At 75.7% G+C, this 21,575-nt stretch carries 16 protein-coding genes; 13 read left to right on the top strand and 3 right to left on the bottom strand.

Annotation, left to right across the window (positions count from 1 at the left end):
• Positions 1-20: 20 nt before the first annotated feature.
• Complete coding sequence (locus tag SM793_RS22855) at positions 21-1,796, bottom strand: 3-hydroxybutyryl-CoA dehydrogenase (protein WP_320440128.1); 1,776 nt, start codon at positions 1,794-1,796, stop codon at positions 21-23.
• Positions 1,797-2,294: 498 nt separating this feature from the next.
• Between SM793_RS22855 and SM793_RS22850 the strand changes: the two genes are divergently transcribed.
• The 3 genes from SM793_RS22850 (at position 2,295) to SM793_RS22840 (ending at position 6,705) form a co-directional block, all read left to right on the top strand.
• Positions 2,295-3,791, top strand: a complete 1,497-nt coding sequence (locus tag SM793_RS22850) for a glutamine synthetase family protein (protein WP_320440127.1) — start codon at positions 2,295-2,297, stop codon at positions 3,789-3,791.
• A gap of 4 nt (positions 3,792-3,795) precedes the next feature.
• Entirely contained in the window at positions 3,796-4,905 is a 1,110-nt protein-coding gene (locus SM793_RS22845; protein WP_320440126.1) for an amidohydrolase family protein, read from the top strand.
• Between the two features lie 312 nt (positions 4,906-5,217).
• A complete protein-coding gene (locus SM793_RS22840; RefSeq protein ID WP_320440125.1) occupies positions 5,218-6,705 on the top strand; it encodes a S8 family peptidase in 1,488 nt (495 codons plus the stop codon).
• Positions 6,706-6,861: 156 nt separating this feature from the next.
• Here SM793_RS22840 and SM793_RS22835 read toward each other — a convergent pair whose 3' ends face one another.
• Positions 6,862-7,755, bottom strand: a complete 894-nt coding sequence (locus SM793_RS22835; RefSeq protein WP_320440124.1) for a HipA family kinase — start codon at positions 7,753-7,755, stop codon at positions 6,862-6,864.
• 186 nt (positions 7,756-7,941) lie between these two features.
• Between SM793_RS22835 and SM793_RS22830 the strand changes: the two genes are divergently transcribed.
• The 9 genes from SM793_RS22830 to SM793_RS22790 all read left to right on the top strand — a co-directional run bounded on the left by SM793_RS22830 (position 7,942) and on the right by SM793_RS22790 (position 18,866).
• Positions 7,942-8,382: an SRPBCC family protein gene (locus SM793_RS22830; protein WP_320440123.1), complete on the top strand. Its 441-nt coding sequence runs from the start codon at positions 7,942-7,944 to the stop codon at positions 8,380-8,382.
• A 177-nt stretch (positions 8,383-8,559) separates the two neighbouring features.
• Complete coding sequence (locus tag SM793_RS22825) at positions 8,560-9,714, top strand: glycosyltransferase (RefSeq protein ID WP_320440122.1); 1,155 nt, start codon at positions 8,560-8,562, stop codon at positions 9,712-9,714.
• A 334-nt stretch (positions 9,715-10,048) separates the two neighbouring features.
• A complete protein-coding gene (locus tag SM793_RS22820) occupies positions 10,049-11,572 on the top strand; it encodes an exopolysaccharide biosynthesis polyprenyl glycosylphosphotransferase (RefSeq protein ID WP_320440121.1) in 1,524 nt (507 codons plus the stop codon).
• A gap of 8 nt (positions 11,573-11,580) precedes the next feature.
• Complete coding sequence (locus tag SM793_RS22815) at positions 11,581-12,906, top strand: O-antigen ligase family protein (protein WP_320440120.1); 1,326 nt, start codon at positions 11,581-11,583, stop codon at positions 12,904-12,906.
• Positions 12,903-14,633, top strand: a complete 1,731-nt coding sequence (locus SM793_RS22810) for a lipid II flippase MurJ (RefSeq protein ID WP_320440119.1) — start codon at positions 12,903-12,905, stop codon at positions 14,631-14,633. Before SM793_RS22815 ends, SM793_RS22810 begins: the two co-directional genes overlap by 4 nt.
• Positions 14,623-15,591, top strand: coding sequence for a polysaccharide deacetylase family protein (locus tag SM793_RS22805; protein ID WP_320440118.1), 969 nt, complete (start codon positions 14,623-14,625; stop codon positions 15,589-15,591). The genes SM793_RS22810 and SM793_RS22805 overlap by 11 nt, the downstream gene beginning before the upstream one ends.
• Complete coding sequence (locus SM793_RS22800) at positions 15,588-16,721, top strand: glycosyltransferase (RefSeq protein WP_320440117.1); 1,134 nt, start codon at positions 15,588-15,590, stop codon at positions 16,719-16,721. Before SM793_RS22805 ends, SM793_RS22800 begins: the two co-directional genes overlap by 4 nt.
• Before the next feature lie 64 nt (positions 16,722-16,785).
• Complete coding sequence (locus SM793_RS22795) at positions 16,786-17,703, top strand: hypothetical protein (RefSeq protein ID WP_320440116.1); 918 nt, start codon at positions 16,786-16,788, stop codon at positions 17,701-17,703.
• Positions 17,700-18,866, top strand: a complete 1,167-nt coding sequence (locus SM793_RS22790; RefSeq protein ID WP_320440115.1) for a GNAT family N-acetyltransferase — start codon at positions 17,700-17,702, stop codon at positions 18,864-18,866. Before SM793_RS22795 ends, SM793_RS22790 begins: the two co-directional genes overlap by 4 nt.
• A gap of 12 nt (positions 18,867-18,878) precedes the next feature.
• Here the strand turns inward: SM793_RS22790 and SM793_RS22785 are convergent, their stop codons facing one another.
• Entirely contained in the window at positions 18,879-20,201 is a 1,323-nt protein-coding gene (locus SM793_RS22785; protein WP_320440114.1) for a glycoside hydrolase family 26 protein, read from the bottom strand.
• Positions 20,202-20,583: 382 nt separating this feature from the next.
• On the opposite strand from SM793_RS22785, the gene SM793_RS22780 reads away from it, so the two are divergent.
• Positions 20,584-21,516, top strand: coding sequence for a hypothetical protein (locus tag SM793_RS22780; RefSeq protein ID WP_320440113.1), 933 nt, complete (start codon positions 20,584-20,586; stop codon positions 21,514-21,516).
• Positions 21,517-21,575: the final 59 nt, after the last annotated feature.

The raw sequence follows: 21,575 nt of genomic DNA, 5'->3' as shown, positions 1-21,575 counted from the left end.
CCCGTAAGGCGACGGGGTGGTCATCGGCGCGCGTGGTCGCGGAAACCGCGGCCGGTCTTGCGGCCCAGGCAGCCCGCCGCCACCAGGTGCTCCAGCAGCGGCGCCGCGGCCAGGCCCGGCTCGCGGAACTCCTGGTGCAGCACCCGCTCGATGGTCAGCGAGACGTCCAGGCCGACCACGTCCAGCAGCTCGAACGGACCCATCGGGTAGCCGCAGCCGAGCTTCATCGCGGTGTCGATGTCGTCCACCGTCGCGTAGTGCTCCTGGAGCATCCGCACCGCGTCGTTGAGATAGGGGAAGAGCAGCGCGTTCACGATGAAGCCGGCCCGGTCCCCGCACTCCACCGGGTGCTTGCGGACCTTCGCGCACAGCTCCAGCACGGTCGCGGTGACGTCCGGCGCGGTCAGCACCGTGGACACCACCTCGACCAGCCGCATCGCCGGCGCCGGGTTGAAGAAGTGCATGCCGACCACGTCCTGCGGCCGACTGGTGGCCGAGGCGCAGGCGACCACCGGCAGCGAGGAGGTGGTGGTGGCCAGCACCGCGCCCGGCTTGACGATCGCGTCCAGCGCGGTGAACAGCTCGCGCTTGACCCCGAGGTCCTCGGCGACCGCCTCGACCACCAGGTCCACGTCCGCCAGCTCGCCGTACTGCCCGACCGGCGTGACCAGGCCCAGGGCGGCGTCCCGCTGCTCCCCGGTCAGCCGGCCCTTCGCCACCGAGCGCTCCAGCGACCTCGCCAGCTGCGCCTTGGCCCGCTCGGCCTTCTCCAGGCTGCGGGCGGCCAGCAGCACGGGGTACCCGGCCTTGGCGAACACCTCGACGATGCCGGTGGCCATGGTGCCCGAGCCGCAGACGCCGACGCTGCGCACCTCCCGTCCGGCGGCCCCCGGCCGGGCCGGGCCGGCGGTGCCGCCGACGACCCGGGAGGAGCCGGGCGCCTCGTAGGTGTAGAAGCCGCGGCCGGTCTTGCGGCCCAGCAGCCCGGCCGCGACCAGCTGGCCGAGGATCGGCGCGGGCGCGTGCAGCCGGTCCCTGGACTGCTCGTACATCGCCTCCAGGACGGTCCTCGCGGTGTCCACGCCGATCAGGTCGAGCAGCGCCAGCGGCCCCATCGGCAGGCCGCAGCCGAGCCGCATCGCGGCGTCGATGTCCTCCCGGGTGGCGTACTTGGACTCGTACATCGCGGCGGCCTGGTTCAGGTACGCGAAGAGCAGGCCGTTGACCACGAAGCCGGCCCGGTCGCCGGCCGCCACCGGCTCCTTGCCGAGGTCGCGGGCCAGCGCCGCGGCGTCCTCGGCGACCTGCGGGGCGGTGAGCACGGTGCGCACCACCTCGACCAGCTTCATGGTGTGCACCGGGTTGAAGAAGTGCAGGCCGAGCACCCGGTCCGGGCGGGCGGTGGCGGCGGCGATCCGGGTCACCGAGAGCGCGGTGGTGCCGGTGGCGAACACCGTGCCGGCCGGGCAGATCCGGTCCAGCTCGGCGAAGACCGCCCGCTTCAGCTCCAGCTGCTCGGGGACCTCCTCGATCACCAGGTCCGCCTCGGCGGCGGCGGCCAGCGCGTGGCCGACGGTGAGCCGGGCGAGCAGCCCGGCCCGCTCCTCGGCGGTGAGCCGCTCCCGTTCCACCGCGTGCGCGGTGGACGCCTCGATCCGGGCCAGGGCCCGGGCGGCGGAGTTCTCGTCGGCCTCGATGCCGATCACCCGGCGGCCGCTCCTGGCGACCGCGACGGCGACGCCGGTGCCCATCGTGCCGAGTCCGACCACGGCGACCGTGGGAAAGGGACGCTCCATCTGTCCTGACTCCTTGTCATGGAAGGCCCGCGCGCGCTCCGGAGGGCGCGCCCCCGGAGGAGGGTCCGCGCGCGGTGCGGGGGGATGACGGTTGCGGCCACCGCGCAGCCGCCGGTCCGCTCCGGCGGTGCTGCGGGTGTGCCGTGGTACTCAGGCGCTCGAGGTGAAGGAAGCGGCTCTGAACACAGAGGAGAGAAATCCGGCTCCGGCCGCGATCCGCGGCACCGGCCGGTGAACGAACGCACCGTCGTCCGCCGTCGGCCCCGCGGTTCCCGGCGCGGCGGACGGCGCCCCGCCGGTGCGGCTCCCGAAGCCCGGCAGTGGTGCGTGCGGACACTGTAGCGAAGTTACCGATCGGTAGGAAGGGGGTGGGGGGCGGAAGTTCCGCTGCTCACGGCGGGGTGATCACCCGTGCGGGTGAGGGCCGCGGACGGACGTCCGTTCGGACCACCCGATCGGGGAGTTACGCGGCCCGGTAGCGCCGGGCAGCATGAGGGCATGACCACTGGAGCCGTTGCCACGGACCGACCCGAGCCCGCCGCCGGGTCCGCCGCAGGGCCTGCCGCGGGGCCGGCCCCCGGCCCGGCCGGGCACGCCGGTACCGCCACCGGTACCGGCGCCGTGCTGCCGCCGCGGGCGGACCGGGCCGAGCGCGGCGAGCGCGCGCGGGCCGCCGTCGACCGGCTGCGGGGCTCCGGGGTCGAGGCGGTCGCCGTCACCTGGGTGGACAACGCCGGCATCGCCCGGGTCAAGGCGGTGCCGCTCGGCGGGCTGGTGCACGCGGCGCAGTGGGGCGTCGGCACCGCCCCCTGCTTCGACGTCTTCCTCGCCGACGACACGATCGTCACCAGTCGGCTGATCGGCGGCCCCACCGGCGACCTCCGGCTCTACCCCGACGTGGAGCGGGTCGTCCCGCTCGCCGCCCAGCCCGGCTGGGCCTGGGCCCCGGGGGACCGCTACACCCAGGGCGGCGCCCCGCACCCCGGGTGCCAGCGGCTCTTCGCCCGCCGGGCGGTGGCCGCCGCGGCCGAGCGGGGCCTGACCCTCAAGGCCGGGATCGAGATCGAGTGGGTGGTCGCGCTGGCCGGCCCGGAGGGGGAGGAGCCCCGCTACCCGACGGCCGGCCCGGCCTACGGCATGCAGCGCCTCACCGACCTGTCCGACTACCTGCGCGACGTGCTCCGCGCCCTCGGCGAGCAGGGCCTGACCGTGCTCCAGATCCATCCCGAGTACGCGCCCGGCCAGTTCGAGGTCTCGGTCGCCCCGGAGGGCCCGGTCGAGGCCGCCGACACCTCGGTGCTGGTCCGGCACACCGTCCGCGCCGTCTCCGCCCGGCACGGGCTGCGGGCCTCCTTCGCCCCGGCGGTCCAGGCCGGCGGGGTCGGCAACGGCGGCCACCTCCACCTCAGCCTCTGGCGCGAGGGGCACAATCTCGCGCACGGCGGCCCCGGCCCGCACGGGCTGACCGCCGAGGCGGAGGGCTTCCTGGCCGGGGTGCTCGGCGCGCTGCCCGAGCTGCTGGTGCTCGGCTGCTCCAGCCCGGCCGGCTATCTGCGGCTGGTCCCCTCGCACTGGGCCGGCGCCTACCAGTGCTGGGGCCTGGAGAACCGCGAGGCCGCGCTCCGCCTGGTCACCGGCTCCACCGGCGAGCGCTCCTCCGCCGCCAACGCCGAGATCAAGTGCTTCGACGCCACCGCCAACCCCTATCTCGCGGTCGGCGCGGTGATCGCCGCCGGCCTCGCCGGGCGGGAGCAGCGGCTCACGCTGCCGCCGGAGTCCACCGGGGACCCGTCGCTGGCCGAGCCCGGCACCGTCCCCCGGCTGCCGACCGGCCCGGCCGGGGCGATCGCCGCCTACCGGGGCTCCACCGTGCTCCGGGAGGCGCTCGGCGAGCCGCTCTTCGAAGCGGTGCTGGCCGTCCGGCAGGCCGAGGCCGAGCAGTACGCGGACCTGCCGCCCGAGCGGCTGGCCGCCGCCACCCGCTGGCGGTACTAGGGGCGTGGTGGACGTCCCCGCGCTGGTCGACCACCACTGCCACAGCGTGGTGACGGCCGAGCTCGACGACGACGCCCTGGCGGGGCTGCTCACCGAGTCCGACCGCCCGCCCGCGCCCGGCACCTCGCCCTTCGACAGCGCGCTCGGCCTCGCCGTCCGCCGCTGGTGCCCGCCCGCGCTCGGGCTGCCCGCGCACACGCCCGCCGCGGAGTACCTGGCCCGGCGGCGCGAGCTGGGCGCCCCGGAGGCCACCCGCCGGCTGGCCGCCGCCGGCCTGGACACCTGCCTGGTGGACACCGGGCTGACCGGGGCCGCCGGCCACCCGCTGCTGCCGCTCGACGGGTTCGCCGAAGCCGCCGGCGCCCGGGTGCGCGAGGTGGTCCGGCTGGAGCCGCTCGCCGAGGCCGTCCTCGCCCCGCCCGGCGACTGGGCCCGGGCGGTGCGCGAGGCGCTGGCCGCCGCGGCCGCCGGCGCCGTCGCGGTCAAGTCGGTGGTGGCCTACCGGGCCGGCCTCGCGGTGCCCGCGCGGCGGCCCTCCCCGGCCGGGGTGACGGCCGCCGCCGCGGCCCGGCAGCGTGCCGGGGGCGGCCGGCTGACCGACCCGGTCCTGCTGCACGAGCTGCTCCACACCGCCCTGGAGGTCTGCGCCGGGCTGCGGCTGCCGCTCCAGCTGCACACCGGCTTCGGCGATCCGGACGTGACCCTGCACCGGGCGGACCCGTCGCTGCTCGCCGACTTCGTCCGGGCCGCCGAGCCGTCCGGCGTCCCGCTGGTGCTGCTGCACGGCTACCCCTACCACCGGCAGGCCGCCTGGCTGGCCCAGGCCTTCCCGCTGGTGTACACCGACCTCGGGCTGACCACCTCCTACGTCGGCCCCCGGGCGGCGGCGGTGCTCGGCGAGATGCTGGAGCTGGCGCCGTTCGGCAAGCTGCTGTTCTCCACCGACGCCTACGGCCTGCCGGAGCTCCACCTGGCCGGCGCGGCGCAGTTCCGCCACGGCCTGGGCACCCTGCTGGACGGCTGGCGGGCCGACGGCGCCTGCACCGCGGCCGACGCCGAGCGGCTGGCCCGCCTGGTGGCGGCCGACAACGCCCGTCGACTGTACGCGATCTGAGTACCCGCCGCGCGGCCGTGGCGGCCAGCCGCCACTGGCCGCTTTCGGCCGCACCGGATGCCTGTCGTCCCGTCGGTGCGGCTGACTAGGATCCCCGCCAGCGAGGTCCGGCGTCTTTTTCGATCGTCCGATCGTCCGATCCGCCACCCCTGCCCAGCAGGAGCGGAGCCATGCCTTCCGTCGGTGGACGGATTGTGACGATTAGATGTCTACCTCTTGCGGATTGCAACACTTGTTCACTAGCGTCCCGATCATTCCAAGCGCATCTGCCAACCGCAGCTGCAGCATGACGACTCGGGAGGGCCAACCCCTATGAGTGTTCCTCGGATCAGCCGGACCCGGATCGCGGCGGTGGGCGTTGTCCTCGCCACCGCCGGAGCCCTCGCGCTCCCGGCCGGCAGCGCCTTCGCCGCCGGGGCGGAGACGACCACCGGTCCGCTGCTCAGCTACGTCGTCAACACCAAGGCCAACCACGGCCAGGTGCAGAAGGTCGAGACCGCGGTCAAGGCCCTCGGCGGCACCGTGGTCTACTCCTACGAGCAGATCGGCGTGGTGATCGCCCGCTCGACCGACACCCAGTTCGCCGCCAAGCTGCGCAAGGCGAAGGCCGTCGAGTCGGTCGGCGCCAGCCGCACCAAGGGCATCACCGCCTCCGAGGACCGCACCGCCGAGGTCGCCGCCGCCCCGACCGCCGCCTCCGCCGCCGGCGAGGAGCCCTACTGGGCCAACCAGTGGGACATGCGCCAGATCGGTGTCGACAAGGCCCACAAGCTGTCCCTCGGCAGCAACAAGGTCACCGTCGGCGTGCTGGACTCCGGCATCGACGGCACCCACGAGGACCTCGCCGCCAACGTCGACGCCTCGCAGTCGGTCTCCTGCATCGACGGCGGCAAGCCGAACACCGCCTGGGACGCGTGGCAGCCGGGCGTCGACGGCGACCACGGCACCCACGTGGCCGGCACCATCGCCGCCGCCAAGAACGGCAAGGGCATCGAGGGCATCGCCCCGAACGTCAAGCTCGCCGCGGTGAAGGTCGTCGACGACGGCGGCTTCATCTACCCGGAGTACGCCATCTGCGGCTTCGTCTGGGCCGGAGAGCACAAGTTCAAGGTCACGAACAACAGCTACTTCGTCGACCCGTGGATGTTCAACTGCCAGAACGACGCGGACCAGGAGGCGATCACCACCGCCGTCCGCCGCGCCGTCGAGTTCTCGCAGCGCAAGGGCGTCCTCAACGTCGCCGCCGCGGGCAACGAGAACATCGACCTGGCCCACAAGACCAAGGACGTCGCCAGCCCGGACGACACCACGCCGGTCGAGCGCCCGATCACCCAGGACTGCCTCAACCTGCCGACCGAGCTGGACGGCGTCGTCGCGGTCTCCTCCGTGGGTGTCAACGGCGACAAGTCGTACTACTCCAGCTACGGCAAGAACAAGGTCACCGTGGCCGCCCCCGGTGGCGACCGCCGCTACCAGATCCCGGACACCCCGGACAAGAACGGCCGCACGCTGTCGACCATCCCGGGCGGCGGGTACGGCTACATGCAGGGCACCTCGATGGCGTCCCCGCACGCCGCCGGTGTGCTCGCCCTGCTGGCCAGCACCTTCCCGTGGGCCGGTCCGGAGGAGCTGACCGAGCTGCTCACCAACCAGGCCGAGTCGCACGCGTGCCCGTCGGGCCCGTACAACCCGGGCGGCGCCGGTGAGTGGGCGGCCACCTGTGAGGGCGGCGTGGACGACAACGGTTTCTACGGCGCGGGCATCATCAACGCCGAGAAGGCGGTCCAGTGGTGGCGCTGAGCCACGGCTGACCGGCTGCTGAACCCCTGAGTCGCCGAACGGGGGCGGGACGCGAGTCCCGCCCCCGTTCGCGTGCCCCGTTCGCGTGCCCCGTTCGCGTGCCCCGTTCGCGTGCCCCGTCCGCCCGCTCCTCCAGCCGCTCCGCCGGCCGGCGGGTCACTCGATGTGGTGCTCCCGGACCGTCTCCACCGACGGCTTGCCGTGCAGGTCCGGCACCTCCCGCAGCCAGTCCGGCCGCCCGGCCCTGGTCCGCGCGGCCCGCCGCCGCTCCGCGTCGCGCAGCTGCTCGGGGCTCGAGAACCCCTCCGGCAGCCACTCGGCCGAGCGGGCCGCCCGCTGCGCCAGGTGCTCCACATAGGCCCGGCGCAGCTCCCCGACCGAGTCGAACCCCGGCTCGTCGGCCAGCCAGGCGTCCGGCACCAGTCCCACCACCTGCTCCAGCAGCCCGGCGGTGACCAGCGGGCCGAGCTCCTCGTCCGCCAGCCGCACGTCCGGCCGGTACCCGCCGAGGGCGTGGGCGCTCAGGTCGTACCGCTTGCCGACCGAGGCCCCGGCCGCGGACCAGCGGTGGTGGAAGATCAGCGCGGCGCCGTTGTCGATCAGCCAGAGCCGGCCGTGCCAGACCATGAGGTTGGGGTTGTGCACCGTCCGGTCGACGTTCCCGGTGAGCGCGTCCAGCCACACCACCCGGCCGGCCTCGGCCGGTCCGACGTCGACCGTGCCGGGCCGGAAGTCGCGGGCGCCGGGCAGCAGGTCCATCCCGAGGTTGACGCCGCGGCTGGCCCGCAGCAGGTCCTGGATCTCGACGTCCGGTTCGTCCTCGGCCACCGCCGGGTCGAAGTCCACCAGCCGCAGCTCCGGCACCCGCAGGCCGAGCCGCCGGGCCAGCTCGCCGACGATCACCTCCGCCACCAGCGCCTTCCGGCCCTGGGCGGCCCCGGTGAACTTCACCACGTAGGTGCCCAGGTCGTCGGTCTCCACCACGCCGGGCACGGAACTGCCGGCCCGCAGCGGGTCGACGTAGCGCACTGCTGTCACCTGTTCGAGCACAACCGCCACCCTAGGGGCTGTCTCCTCGGCGGAGCCAGGCGGGCCTCGCCGGGGAGACCGCCCCCGACGCCCGCCCGGAGCACAGGCCGCCGCCCGGCGCACCCGGTCCGCTGTGATTGGCTTGCCGGTGAGCGACACCGGCCGGACGGAACCCCGCGCCGGACGACCGACAAGGAGAGCAGGACCATGGGACAGGTGCAGGCCACCACCGAGCGGGTCTACGAGGCGGCCCCCGAGCGGGTGTACGAGGCCCTGGCCGACTACCAGGTGCTCCGCCCCAAGCTGCTGCCCGCGCAGTACAGCGAGTACGAGGTCCGGGTCGGCGGCACCGGGGCGGGCACCCAGGTGCACTGGAAGCTCCAGGCCACCGAGAAGCGGATCCGCGACTGCCTGCTCACCGTCTCGGCGCCGCGGCCGGACCAGCTGGTGGAGAAGGACGCCAACTCCAGCATGGTGGTCACCTGGACCGTCGCGGCGGCCGGCGAGGGCCGGACCAGGGTCACCGTCACGGCCACCTGGCAGGGGGCGACCGGTATCGGCGGCTTCTTCGAGCGGACCTTCGCGCCCAAGGGCCTGAACCGGATCCACGACGAGGTGCTCGCCAACCTGGCCGCCGAGGTGCGCTGAGCCGGAGCGCCCGGCCGGGGCGGCGGGCCTGCCCGCCCGCCCCGCCGACTCGTCCAGGAATTCGACGAGTCCGTCCACCCGTGCGAGCGGCGCGCCGTACGGGTGGACGCCCCGCCACCTCCGGGTGACGGGGCCCCCGCGGCACGGCGCGGCCACCCTAGGCTCGCCGCCGTGCATATGACGATCCTTCACATTTCCCAACCCGTCGACGGCGGAGTGGCCCGCGTCGTGGTCGACCTCGCCCGGGGCCAGCGCGAGGCCGGCCACCGGGTGCTGGTCGCCTGCCCGCCCGGCGGCCGGCTGGCCGAGGAGGCCGGGGCCGTCGGCGCGCTGGTCCAGGACTGGCCCGCCGGCCGCTCGCCAGGACCGGCCACCGCGGCGGAGGCCTGGCGGCTGCGCCGGATCGTCCGGGCCGCCGCGCCCGACATGCTCCATCTGCACAGCGCCAAGGCCGGGCTGGCCGGCCGGCTGGCCGTCCGCGGCGCGGTGCCCACCGTCTTCCAGCCGCACGCCTGGTCCTTCGCCGCCGTGGACGGCGCGCTGGCCGCCGCCACCCTGCGCTGGGAGCGGTACGCGACCCGCTGGGCGCACCGGCTGCTCTGCGTCTCGGTCCAGGAGCGGACCGACGGCATCGCGGCCGGACTGCACGCCGACTGGGCGGTGGTGCCCAACGGCGTGGACGTGCGCCACTTCGCGCCCGCCGACCGCCGGGCCGCCCGGATCGCGCTCGGCCTGGAGCTCGACGCCCCGCTCGCGGTCTGCGTGGGCCGGCTCTGCCGCCAGAAGGGCCAGGACGTGCTGCTCGCCGCCTGGCCGGAGGTGCGGCGCCGGGTGCCGGCCGCCCGGCTGGCGCTGGTCGGCGGCGGACCGGAGGAGGCCCGGCTGGCCGCGACGGTCCGGGCGGGCGCCGAGCCGTCCCGGGTCCGGCTGGTGGGGGACGTCGCGGACCCCCGGCCGTGGCTGGCGGCGGCCGACCTGGTGGTGCTGCCCTCGCGCTGGGAGGGCATGGCGCTGGCCCCGCTGGAGGCGATGGCCTCCGGGCGTCCGGTGCTGCTGACCGACGTGCCGGGCGCGCGCGAGTGCCTGCCGCCGGTCGAACGCGCGTCCGCCGTGGTGCCGCCCGGCGACGTGGACGGGCTCGTCACCCGAATGGCCGAGGCGCTGTCCGATCCGATCGAGTGCGAGCGGCGCGGTCTGCGCCTGCGCGAGCACGCCGCGGCTCGCCATGATGTTCGCTCGGTGGTCGAACAGGTGGACGCGCTCTACCGCGACCTGCTGGGGGCCGGTCCGGCGGCCGGGCGACGCCGCGCCCGTGTCCCGCAGCGGATCTGATCGTTTCACATCCCGTGAATGCCCCGCCGATCCGGCGCCGTCGTATTCGCACCCTCAACCGGTCGGGGATGGGGGGTGAAATCAGAAATACCTATTAATGGGCGGCTGGAATGAAAAGGCAAGTCAACTTCCAGCATTCAAGCCAGTGTTCGGTAACGTCTGATTTTGCCTGCTTCGTTTCGATTTCACGCCGGAAATTCGCGAGGGAATCGAAAGCCGCCAGCGGCAGCAGGTGCTGTCAGGACCGCGCCCACCGGGCCAGGACGGCCGCTCCGGGCCAACCGGTGCCGGGCCGCCGTCACCCCGGGCACACAGCAGGGGAGTTCGTGCGCTGATGACCATTGACCACGACAGCGTGCCACGGCCCGGGCGGTCCCTGTCGGGCCCACCCCGGCCCGCCACCGGGCTGCTCGACCGCCCGGCGCACTCCACCCAGACCCGCGGCGCCGCCCCGTCCCGCCGGCGCCGCCGCCCGGTCCGCGCCCGGCTCGCCCTGCCCGTCACCCTGGTCGCCGTCGACGCCCTCGCCCTCTGCACCGCCACCGGAGTCGCCAACCGCGCCCTCGACCCCGCCGTCCGGGTGGCACCCCTGCTCGGCGTCGCCGCCCTGCTGCCCCTGCTGCTCCTGCTCAACCTCGCCGGCGGCCTCTACCGCACCCGCCTCACCCTCTCCGCCCTCGACGAGCTGCCCGCCCTCACCGCGCGGGCGCTCGTCGCCTCCGCCTTCGCCATCAGCCTCGCCGGCTGCCTCGAAGGCCACTGGCCCGCCACCGGCCCCGCCACCCCGGCCCGGCTGATCGTCCTCCTCGGCACCCAACTGCTGCTCGCCGTCTGCGGCCGCGCCCTGCTCTACCACCTGGTGCGCCGGATCCGCCGCAGCCGCCCCAGCCCCGTCCTGGTACTCGGAGCCGGCCGGCTCGGCCGCCGCGTCGCCGCCGCCCTCAACGAACGCGGCGAGTACGGGATGCGCCCGATCGGCTTCCTCGACCCCGACCCGCCGCTGTTCGCCGGCGACACCGACCTGCCCGTCCTCGGCGGCCGCGAAGTCCTCGAACGCGAAGTACGCCGCCACCGCGTCCACCACGTGGTCGCCACCGCCGGCGCCGCCGACGAGGCCGAGACCGCCGCCGCCCTGCGCGACGCCGCCCGCCTCGGCTGCCAGGTCTGGCTGGTCCCCGCACTGCGCGAGTACGGCTCCCTCGCCGCCGGCCCGCTGGCCGGCGCCGACCACCTCTGGGGCTTCCCCTGCGTCCGGGTCGGCCGCGCCGCGACCCGCCGCCCCGGCTGGGCCGTCAAGCGGACCCTCGACGTCACCGCCGCCGCGACCGGCCTCCTGCTGCTCGCCCCCGTACTCGCCCTCTGCGCGCTCGCCGTCCGCTTCGACACCGGCTCCGGCGTCCTCTTCCGCCAGCAGCGCACCGGCCTCGACGGCCGGGTCTTCACCGTCCTCAAGTTCCGCACCCTGCGGCCGAGCAACGAACACGAGTCCGCCACCCGCTGGAACATCTCCCAGGACCACCGGATGGGCGCCGTCGGCCGGCTGATGCGCCGCAGCTCCCTCGACGAACTCCCGCAGCTGTGGAACGTCCTGCGCGGCGACATGAGCCTCGTCGGCCCGCGCCCCGAACGCCCCTACTTCGTCATGCGGTTCAGCCAGGCCTACCCCGAGTACGCGGACCGCCACCGCGTCCCCGTCGGCCTCACCGGCCTCGCCCAGGTCAACGGCCTGCGCGGGGACACCTCGATCGAGGACCGGGCCCGCTTCGACAACCGCTACATCGAGAGCTGGAGCCTCTGGCAGGACGTCAAGATCCTGTGCCGCACCGCGGCCCTCATGCTCCACCCGGACGGGAGCTGACCGACGCCGTGGCCCTGACCCTCGCCGCACCACCGCACCCCGCCCGGCTGTTACGGCGTGCGGGCGGCGTCCTCCAGGAACGCCCCGGCCTGCTGGCCGCCGCCACCGTCCTGCTGGTCTGCGTCCCCACCGGGGAGAAGGACGTCGCCGCCGCCGTCCACATCACCGCCGCCGACCTCGCCTCACTCGCCCTGGTCGCCCTCACCGCCGTCAACCTGCTGCGCGGGCGCACCCCCGCCCTCGGCCGCGCCGACGCCGTCCGCTTCGGCGCGATCGTGACCGCCGCCGCCGTCGCCACCGTCGGCTCCATCGACCCGGCCACCAGCCTCACCGGCTTCGTCCGACTCACCCAGGTGTTCGTACTCGTCCCCGCCGCCGTGCTGTGCTCCCTGCGCGACCGCACCGACCAGCGGCTGGTGCTCGGCTCCTTCGTGGCCGCCGCGCTCGTCCAGGGCGTCGTCGGCGTCCACCAGTTCCTCACCGGCACCGGCGCCTCCTACACCGGCCGCCCGATCCGCGCCGTCGGCACCTTCGGCGCACTCGACATCATGGCGATGTCCACCGTCGTCGCCTACGGCCTGCTCGCCGCACTGGCCCTCGCCCTCGGCGAACGCGGACCCCACGGCAACCCCGCGCTGCGGCGCGCCATGTTCGCCGCCGCCGCCTTCCTCGCCCTCCCGCTCGCCGTCTCCTTCAGCCGCGGCAGTTGGATCGCCACCGCCGCCGCCGCCACCGTCCTGCTGCTGCGCGCCGACGCCAGGCTCGCCGTCCGCGGCGCCCTGCTCGGCGCCGCCGCCGCCGTCGTCCTGGTCGGCGGACTCGGCCTCGGCGGCTCCGGCGTCACCGACCGCATCAGCTCCATCGGCTCCGTCTCCGCCGCCCCCGACCAGTCGGTCTCCGACCGCTACGACCTGTGGGCCACCGCCGGCCGGATCTGGCAGGACCACCCCCTCTCCGGCGCCGGCCCCAAAGCCTTCCAGCAACTGCGCGACAGCCACGCCCCGCTCCGGCTCTCCTCCGGCAGCGACGCCGCCGACGCCACCATCGGCTTCCAGCGCGAACCGCTGCTCTCCCCGCACAACATGTACTTCCTGGTCCTCAGCGAACAGGGCCTGATCGGCATCGTCGCCTACGGCCTGCTCTTCCTCGGCCTCCTGCTCGGCTGCCTGCGCCACGCCCGCGGCCGCGGCCCGGCCCTGGCCGCCCTCGCCCTGCTCACCTGGGTCCTGATCGACTTCCTCTACGCCGACATCGGCGGCACCACCACGGTGCTGACCTCGATCGTCCTCGGCCTCGCCGCCCGCGCGGCCCGACCCCCGGCGGGCACGCCATGACCACGGACCGACCGACGGTCGTGCCCACCACCCTGCCGGCCCCCCGCCCCGCCCCGCCCGGACCAGGACCGGCCGCCGCCCCCCGCGGCCGCTTCCTCGCCAGGGCCTTCGGCGTCACCGCCGTCCTCAGCGCCGCCGGCTCCGCCCTCGGACTGCTGCGCGACCTCCTGCTCGCCCGCTACTTCGGCGCCAACCAGGGCACCGACGCCTTCCTGGTCGCCTGGACCGTCCCCGAGACCGCCGCACCACTGCTGATCGAGGACGCCATGTCCTTCCTCATGGTGCCCGCCTTCGCCCTCGCCCTGGTGCTCCGCGAGGAACGCCCCGACGGCCCCGACCCGGTCCGCCAGGTCGTCCGCGCCACCCTGCCCTGGCTGCTGCTCGCCCTCACCACCCTCTCCCTCGGCGCCGCCCTCGGCGCCCCCCGACTCGTCGACCTGCTCGCCCCCGGCCTCGCCGACCCCCGACTCGCCGTCACCTGCACCCGGATCACCGCGATCACCGTGCTCCCGTTCGGCGTCGCCGGCTACCTCGCCGCCGCCCTGCGCGCCCACCACCGCTTCACCGCCCCGGCCGGCATCTACGTCGCCTACAACCTCGGCATCCTCGTCGTCCTGCTCAGCTGCCACGCCCTGTGGGGCGTGCGCTCCGCCGCGATCGGCGTCGCCCTCGGCAGCCTCCTCATGGCCGGCCTGCTGATCGGCCCGTTCCTGCGCGCCCTGCGCACCGGCCCCGGCCGCGCCGCCCGCGGCCGGGGCTCCCGCAACGCCCTGGTCCTCATCCCGCTCGCCCTGCTCCCCGTCGGCGCCTTCACCCTCACCCGCCAGGCCCAGGTCTTCATCGAGCGCTACCTCGGCTCGGGACTGCCGCCCGGCACCATCTCCCACCTCAACTACGCCGCCAAGGTCTCCCAGCTCGCCATGACCGCCGGGATCCTGATCTGCACCGTCACCTTCCCCCTGGTCGCCCGGGCCCTCGCCGCCGGAGACCTCACCGCCGCCCGCGACCGGGTCGAGAAGGACCTCGGCCAGGCGGCGGCCGTCGTCCTGCTCGGCACCGCCTTCCTGATGGCCTGCGCCCCCTCGGTGGTCGCGCTGCTCTTCGAACGCGGCGCCTTCGGGCCCCGGGACACCGCCGCCACCGCCGCCGTGATCCGGGTCTACAGCTTCGGACTGCTCGCCCAGGCCCTGATCGGCGTGATGATCCGCCCCTACTTCTCGCTGCGCCCGGCGGTCCGCCGGGCCGGCGACCCGAGCCCCGAGGACGGCGGACGCCGACTGCTCGACTGGTACCCGGCCGCCGCGATGGCCCTCGGCCTCGTCGTCACCGTCACCGTCGGACTGCTCGCCACCCCCCGCTTCGGCGCCCTCGGCCTGGCCGCCGGCAACGCGGCCGGCATCACCGCCGCCGCCGCACTGCTGCTGCACGGCCTGGTCCTGCGCGGCATCCCGCTGCGCCTGCGGCGGGTCCTCGGCGGCCAGGCCCGGCTGCTCGCCGCCGCGGCGGGCGCCGCCGCCCTCGGCATGCCGGCGGCCGGCCTCACCGCCGACCCGCTGCTCTCCACCGTCCTCGGCGGCCTCACCGTCGCGCTGGCCTTCGCCGCCCTGGGCACCGGTCTCGGCGCCCACGAGGTCCGCGGCCCGGTCCGCGCCGCCGTCCGGGTCCTGGGACCGGTCCCCGACCCGTCACCTGTCGCCGATGAAGGGAACCCTCCTCATGGACGCTGAACGGGGAACCGTCCGGTCGGCCCCGCCGGGCGAACGCCGCCCGGCCGCGCCGACGGCCGGCGGCCGGCGCACCGACGCGCCGCACACCGACGCTCCGCGCACCGAAGCCCCGCACACCGACCCGCCGCCCCCCGGCCGCCGCCGGCCGCCGGCCCGGCTGCCCAGGAGCCGGAGCCCGCTCGCCGACCCCCCCACCGCCGGGACCAGCTCGCCGTGGATCCTGATGTACCACTCGGTGGCCGTCGAGAAGGAGGACCCGTACCGGCTCACCGTCAGCCCCGAACGGTTCGCCGAACAGATCGCCTGGCTGCACCGGCGCGGCCGGCGCGGCGTCTCGGTGCGCGAGCTGATGCGGGCCAGGGCGGCCGGGCGCGCCGACCGGCTGGTCGGGCTGACCTTCGACGACGGCTACGCGGACTTCGCCCGCCACGCCGTACCGATCCTTCAGGCGTACGGCTTCACCGCCACCGCCTACGTGGTCGCCGACCTGCTCGGCCGCGCCAACGACTGGGACACCGAAGGCCCCCGGAAGACCCTGCTCACCGTGCAGGAGGTCACCGACCTCGCCGCCGCCGGCTGGGAGATCGGCTCGCACGGCCTCGGCCACCAGGCACTGCCCGGACTGCCCGCCGAAGTACTGACCGCCCAGACCCGGGAGAGCCGACGGCTCCTGGAGGAGGTCGTCGGCGGCCCCGTCACCGGCTTCTGCTACCCCTACGGAGCCGTCGACCTGGCCGCCACCCTGGCCGTCCGCGACGCCGGCTACGACTACGCCTGCGCCATCGCGCACTCCCCGCTCACCGGCCCGTACGCGCTGCCCCGCTGCTACGTCGGCGACCGCGACGGCGCCTGGCGGCTGCGGGCCAAACGCGGCCGCCACCGCCTGCGCGACACCGTCACCGAACTCCGCCGCCACCGCCTCGCCACCCGCGTCGGACGCCTCCGGAGGGCGCCGTGAGGATCCTCCACATCGTCACCGGCCTCGCCTCCGGCGGCGCCGAGCGCCAGCTCCACCTGCTGCTCCGCCACCTGCCGGCCCACCAGCAGTGCGAGGTGCTCGCCCTGACCAACCCCGGCACCGTGGCCGCCGCGCTGCGCGCCGACGGCATCACCGTCCACCACCTCGGCATGCGCGGCAACCGGGACCTCGGCGCACTGCCCCGGCTGGCCCGCCTGGTCCGGGCCGGCCGCTACGACATCGTGCACACCCACCTCTACCGGGCCGGGCTGTACGGACGGCTGGCCGCCCGGCTGGCCGGGGTCCGGGCGGTGGTCGCCACCGAGCACTCGCTGCACGCCGGAGTGATCGAGGGCCGCCCGGTCACCCGCGGCGTCAAGGGCCTGTACCTGGCCGCCGAACGCCTCGGCACCACCACCGTCGCGGTGTCCCGGCAGGTCGCCCAGACCCTGCACGCCTGGGGCGTGCCGCAGGCCAGGGTCGAACTGATCCCGAACGGCATCGACGCCGCCCGCTACCACCACCCGCCCGCCGACCGGGCCGGCACCCGCGCCCGCCTGCGCGCCGAACTCGGCCTGCCGCAGGACGGCTGGGTGATCGGCGGGATCGGCCGGCTCGTCCCCGGCAAGCGCTTCGCCGTCCTGCTGGAGGCGCTCGCCGGACTGGACGGCGCGGCCCGCCTGGTACTGATCGGCGAGGGCCCCGAACGCGCCGCCCTGGAGCGCCGGGCCGACGAACTCGGCGTCCGCGACCGCCTGGTGCTCACCGGCGAACGCGACGACGTCCCCGACCTGCTCACCGCCCTGGACGTGCTCGCCGCCCCCTCCACCGAGGAGACCTTCGGCCTCGGCGTGCTGGAGGGACTCGCGGCCGGCCTGCCGGTGCGCCACAGCGCCTGCCCGGCCCTCGACGAACTGCCGCCCGGCGCCGCCCCGCAGGCCCGCCGGATCCCCTCCGAGGCGGCCGCCTACACGGCCGCGCTGCGCGACCTGCGCGACCTGCGTCACCTGTGCCGCCCCGACGGCCTCGGCGCCGACCCGCTGCCCAGGCCGGCGGCGGTCGGCCACTACGACATCGTCCGGGTGGCCGCCGACCTCGGTGCGCTCTACGACCGGCTGGTCCGGGCTTGAGCCGGCAGCACCCCCGCACACACCGGGCCGCCGGCCGGGCGGCCCTCATAGCCAAGGAGTCCCCATGAGCGAATCGCGCCGTAGCGCCCGTCGGCTCGCCGGCCGATGGTGGCCGCTGGCCCTCGCGGTGCCGCTGGGCGCCGCCGCCGGCGCCGGGTACGCCGTCGTCGCCCACCCCTCGTACGCCGCCAACTCCTATGTGATCGTGGTCCCCGACGCCCAGGGCCAGGCCGCCACCGCGGTCAACTTCGCCCAGGCGTACGGACGGCTGGCCGGTCAGCCGCAGGTGCTCGCGGCGGCCGCCGCCGAGACCGGGCACAGCCGCGGCGAACTGGAGGCCCTGGTGCACGGCACCACCTCGCCGGACGCCCCGATGATCGAGATCACCGGCACCGGCGCCCAGCCCGGGGAGGCCGTCCTGGCGGCCGACGCGGTGGCCCGCTCGCTGGTGGCGTTCGCCAACGGCAGCAGCAAGGAGACCGGCGTCCGGCTGGTCCCGCTGGCGGGCGCCGCCGAGCCCGACCGGCCGACCACGCCCTCCGGCAAGCTGGACGTCGCGGTGGGCGGCGCGGCCGGGGTGCTGATCGGCGCGCTGGTCATGATGACCCGCCGCCGGGGCTCCGGGACCCCCGCCGAGGAGGCGCCCGCCGCGGCCGGGCCGGCGACCACCCCGCGCCCGCGCGCCGCCGAGCCGGACCCCGACCCCGTCGATCCGGTCGGCCCGGCGAGGACCGGGGCCGCGGAGGCCGAGGTGGTGAAGCCCGACACCGCGAAGGCCGGGGCCGCGAAGCCGGACACCGTCAAGCCGGACACCGCGAAGGCCGACACCGCGAAGGCCGACACCGTCAAGCCCGACACCGCGAAGCCCCACACCGCGAAGGCCGGAACGGCGAAGGCCGAGCCCGCCGGACCGAAGACCGGCCCCAAGAACGGGGCACGGGCCGACGCGCGGGCCGAGGCGACGGCAGGGGGCGGCCGATGAGCACCGAGGCCGTCACCCCCACCGCGGGCCTCCCCGCCCAGACCCGCTCGCCCCGCTGGACCACCGAGCTGCGCCACGAGGACGACACCCTCGACACCCTCGCCGAGGAGTGGGACGACCTGGCCGCCCGCTGCCGCACGGCCACCGCCTTCCAGACCTCGATCTGGCAGCGCTCCTGGTGGCGCCACTACGGCCGCCCCGGCGCCCTGGTGGTACTGCTGGTGCGCCGCGAGGGCCTGCTGGTCGGCGCGGGCGCGTTCCGCCGGCGCGGCGGCCCGCTCGGCGGACTGACCGGCCTCGGCGCCGGCCTGATCGACTTCACCGACATCCTGCTCGACGACGCCTGCGCCGACCGGGCCGCCGCCGAGTTCGCCGCGGCCCTCCCGCTCACCCGCCCCTGGCACAGCCTGGAGCTGCGCGAGGTCCACCCGGAGGCGGCCGTCCAGCGGGTCTTCGAGCAGTGGCGCGGCCGGCGCCACCGGTTCGCCGACTCGCTCTGCCAGTACCTGCCCGCCGTCCCGATGGACCAACTGCTCAAGCGGCTGCCCGGGAAGACCGCCCAGCGCAGCCGGGTCAAGCTGCGCAAGATCGCCGAATCCGGCGTCGAGGTCCGGTCGACGAGCCCGGAGGAGGTGCCGGAGGCGCTGGAGGCACTGCTGCGGCTGCACTTCGTCCAGTGGGAGGAGCGCGGGGTGACGCCGGAGCACCGCACCGAGCGGTTCTCCCGCCACCTCGCCGAATCCACCGCGGCGCTGGTCGCCGCCGGCGGCGCGGCCGTCCACCAGTTCTGGCTGGACGGCGAACTGCTGGCCGTCAACCTGGTGCTGCTCTGCCCCTCCTACAGCGGCCTCTACCTGTACGGCGCGCACCCCCGGCTGCGGGAGCGGCTGGACATCGCCGGCCTGCTGTTCGGCGCCGCGCTGGACGAGACGCTGGCGGCGGGGATCCCGGTGATAAGCCTGCTGCGCGGCCAGGAGCCGTACAAGCAGCGCTGGCGCCCGGACGGACTGCCGAACCAGCGGCTGCTGTTCGGCCCGCGAGGACCGGCCCCGGCGGCCACGGCCCGGAGCGGCGCGGTCCGCGCCCGCCGGGCGGCGGTGCACCTGCTCACCACCCGGATGCCGCGGCTCAAGGAGGCGCTGGCCGCCCGCCGCCGCAGCTGACCGGCCGACCCGCTACCACCAGGGCCACCAGTGCCACCCCGGCCGGGCGGTCGGGGCGGGGGAGGGCGCCGCGGACGGCGACACCGGAGCCGTCGGCGCCACCGGGGCGCTCGGGCTCGCCGGGGCCGTCGGGGCCGCCGACGGCGACGGCTCGCCCGGGCCCCCGAGGCTCGGCGGCGCCGTCGGAGTGGCGGCCGGCGAGGCCGGCGCGGTCGGCGCACCGGGAGGCGTCGGCTGCGCCGGGACGCTCGGCGCCACCGGTGCGACCGGTGCCGGCGGCGCCGTCGGCGCGGCCGGGGCCCCCTTGGAGCCCGTCATCAGCTGCTTGAACCGGGCACCGGCCCGAGGGTTCCGGTCGCACTGCCAGAACCCGTGCGGGCAGTAGTCGGTGACGGTCTGGTACGCGGTGTCGTGGGTGCGGATCCACTCGACCATCCGCTGCACGAACTCCGGGTTGTCCCCGTTCCGGAACAGCCCCCACTCCGGGTACGAGACCTGCTTGCCGCGCTTGGCCGCGAACTCCACCTGGTCCTGCAGCCCGTACGGCTCGCGCACGTAGTCGTCGAAGGTGCCGCCGGCCGGCTGGTCGTAGCTGTCCATGCCCAGGATGTCGACCACGTCGTCCCCGGGATAGCACTTGGTCCACGGGATCGCGTCCAGCCCCCGGTTCGGCGTGAAGTCGAAGCGGAAGCGCTGCCCCGGCACCGAGCGCATCACCGTGACGATCCGCCGCCAGTAGGTCTTCCAGGCGGCCGGATCGGGCTTGCAGCGGTGCGTGTAGGTGACGCCGTTCATCTCCCAGCCGAGGGTGAGCACGGTGTCCGCCCCACCGAGCGCGACCAGACGCCGGGCCAGTCTCAGGAAGTGCCGGTCGAAGTCGCCGCGCGCGCCCTGGGCCAGCAGCCGGGCCACCTCGCCGTCCGGCACCTCGGCCTCGTTCGGCACCAGCATCGGCACACCGAGGATCAGCATCCGGGACGGGTCGGCCAGCCGCCACTGCGACCACATGCCGAGCACCGCCGGCTCGCCCTCGACGTCCGCCCAGCCGTTGCCCGCCAGATAGGTGTGCCCGACCTGGAGGTTCGCGTCGCCCAGCCACTGCGAGTAACGGCCGATCTGCGGGATGTACTTGTCCCAGGAGCCGACGAAGGCCCCGAACGGCGGCTCGTGCGGCGGCCGCTGCACCACCGGACGGGGCGCGGCGCCGCGCGGCGAGATCCCGTCGGAGGAGAGGGCGTGCCGCTTCGTCTGGCTCAGCGGTGTCCCGGCGGGAACGCCGGCCGTGGTGAGCAGCAGCAGGGTGGCGGCGGCCAGCGCCAGGCGGCCGAATCGCATGGTCTCTCCTCGGGCGGTTCCCCGGCCGGTGCCACGGGCGGGGCGGAGCGGAGCAGGCTGGGGGAGGCAGGCAGCGGAACGCACAGTGGCGTCCCGATTGCCGACAGTAGGCCCGCCCGGCCGGGGAAAAGCCGAATGTCACCCTAAAGTGGGCGATATTCGAACGCCGTCCGGCCGTGTGCCGTGTATCACCTCCGTAACAGTCCTGACGGCCCCGGAGGCCCTACCGCACGGCCCCGCCCGGGGCCCCGACAGGCCCGACGGCGCAGGTCGCCGGGCGGGTGCGCGAGGACCGCGCCCGGCCGCCGCGAAGGCCCGCGCCGTGCGGCGGCACGGTGAATCGCGGCTGACTCGCGCGGGTGCCGAAAGGTACGCTCCGCCCGTGTCCTGGAAGTCGCGCGCCCTCAGCCCCCGATCGATCCTGCCTGCCCTGGCGGTCCTGCTGGTCCTTGTCGCGGGCGCCGCCGCGCACGCCAACAAGCCCGTGCCGTTCGGCGACCGGGTCGCCGCGCGGAGCACCACGGACCCGAGCGCGGACGCCACCGCGACCCTCGACGCCGCCGACCTCGACCTCCGGGTCGGCCCCGGCCTGGAGGCCTACCACCGGGCCACCGGCGAGCACGCCTGGTCCTACCAGCGGGAGGGCGCCACCGCGCTCTACCTCGCGACGGCCGGCGAGAACGCCGTGGTGATCTGGGACGACGGCCTGGTCACCTCGGTACGCCCCGGCGACCAGCAGGTCCGCTGGCACCGCGCGGTACCCGGCCTCGCCGACTGGCTGCGCGGCGCGGGCGAGCCGGGCGCCGACAAGCGGACCGAGGAGCAGCGCAAGCAGCAGGCGACCGAACGGGCCTCGGCCGCACTGCGCACCGTCCAGCAGTCCACGCCCTGGGTGGCGGTGGTCACGCCCCAGCTGACCATGGGCTTCCGCGACGCCGACGGCGACCTGCGCTACAACTCCAAGCCCGCCGGCAACTGCGTCTACGACCCGGAGCGCACGGTGGCCACCGACTACGCGGTACTCGTCCCGCGCAGCTGCGCCAACAGCACCGGGCAGCCGGTCTCCGGCGGAATCTCCGGCTACCGGCTGGACAGCACCGGCTGGCAGCTGAACTCCGGCCCCGGCGTCTCGATGAAGGCGCTGGACGGGCGCCGGGTGCTGATCTCCGACGGGCCGATCGTCACGCCGCGGGTCTTCGACACCTGGGCCGCCGCCCCCGAGGCCGCCTGCGGCAGCGCGGCCGAGCCGTTCGCCGCCGTCCCCCCGGCGGGCGGCTGCGCGGCCCCGGACGCGGACCGTCCGCAGGCCCGGTAGCCGCCGCCGCTACCACCCCCGGACCGCCCGGCTGCGGCCTGTCCGGTACCCCGGGCGGG

This window comes from Kitasatospora purpeofusca (assembly GCF_034043715.1).
Taxonomy (GTDB): Bacteria; Actinomycetota; Actinomycetes; order Streptomycetales; family Streptomycetaceae; genus Kitasatospora; species Kitasatospora purpeofusca_A.
This window is presented reverse-complemented; position numbering and strand designations above follow the sequence as displayed.

What these genes read in the sequence shown, in the direction of transcription:
- SM793_RS22850 (WP_320440127.1), top strand. Translation starts at nt 2,295, where the DNA reads ATGACCACTGGAGCCGTTGCCACGGACCGACCCGAGCCCGCCGCCGGG.
- SM793_RS22810 (WP_320440119.1), top strand. Translation starts at nt 12,903, where the DNA reads ATGACCACGGACCGACCGACGGTCGTGCCCACCACCCTGCCGGCCCCC.
- SM793_RS22805 (WP_320440118.1), top strand. Translation starts at nt 14,623, where the DNA reads ATGGACGCTGAACGGGGAACCGTCCGGTCGGCCCCGCCGGGCGAACGC.
- SM793_RS22785 (WP_320440114.1), bottom strand. Translation starts at nt 20,201, where the DNA reads ATGCGATTCGGCCGCCTGGCGCTGGCCGCCGCCACCCTGCTGCTGCTC.
- SM793_RS22795 (WP_320440116.1), top strand. Translation starts at nt 16,786, where the DNA reads ATGAGCGAATCGCGCCGTAGCGCCCGTCGGCTCGCCGGCCGATGGTGG.
- SM793_RS22840 (WP_320440125.1), top strand. Translation starts at nt 5,218, where the DNA reads ATGAGTGTTCCTCGGATCAGCCGGACCCGGATCGCGGCGGTGGGCGTT.
- SM793_RS22825 (WP_320440122.1), top strand. Translation starts at nt 8,560, where the DNA reads ATGACGATCCTTCACATTTCCCAACCCGTCGACGGCGGAGTGGCCCGC.
- SM793_RS22855 (WP_320440128.1), bottom strand. Translation starts at nt 1,796, where the DNA reads ATGGAGCGTCCCTTTCCCACGGTCGCCGTGGTCGGACTCGGCACGATG.
- SM793_RS22790 (WP_320440115.1), top strand. Translation starts at nt 17,700, where the DNA reads ATGAGCACCGAGGCCGTCACCCCCACCGCGGGCCTCCCCGCCCAGACC.
- SM793_RS22820 (WP_320440121.1), top strand. Translation starts at nt 10,049, where the DNA reads ATGACCATTGACCACGACAGCGTGCCACGGCCCGGGCGGTCCCTGTCG.
- SM793_RS22830 (WP_320440123.1), top strand. Translation starts at nt 7,942, where the DNA reads ATGGGACAGGTGCAGGCCACCACCGAGCGGGTCTACGAGGCGGCCCCC.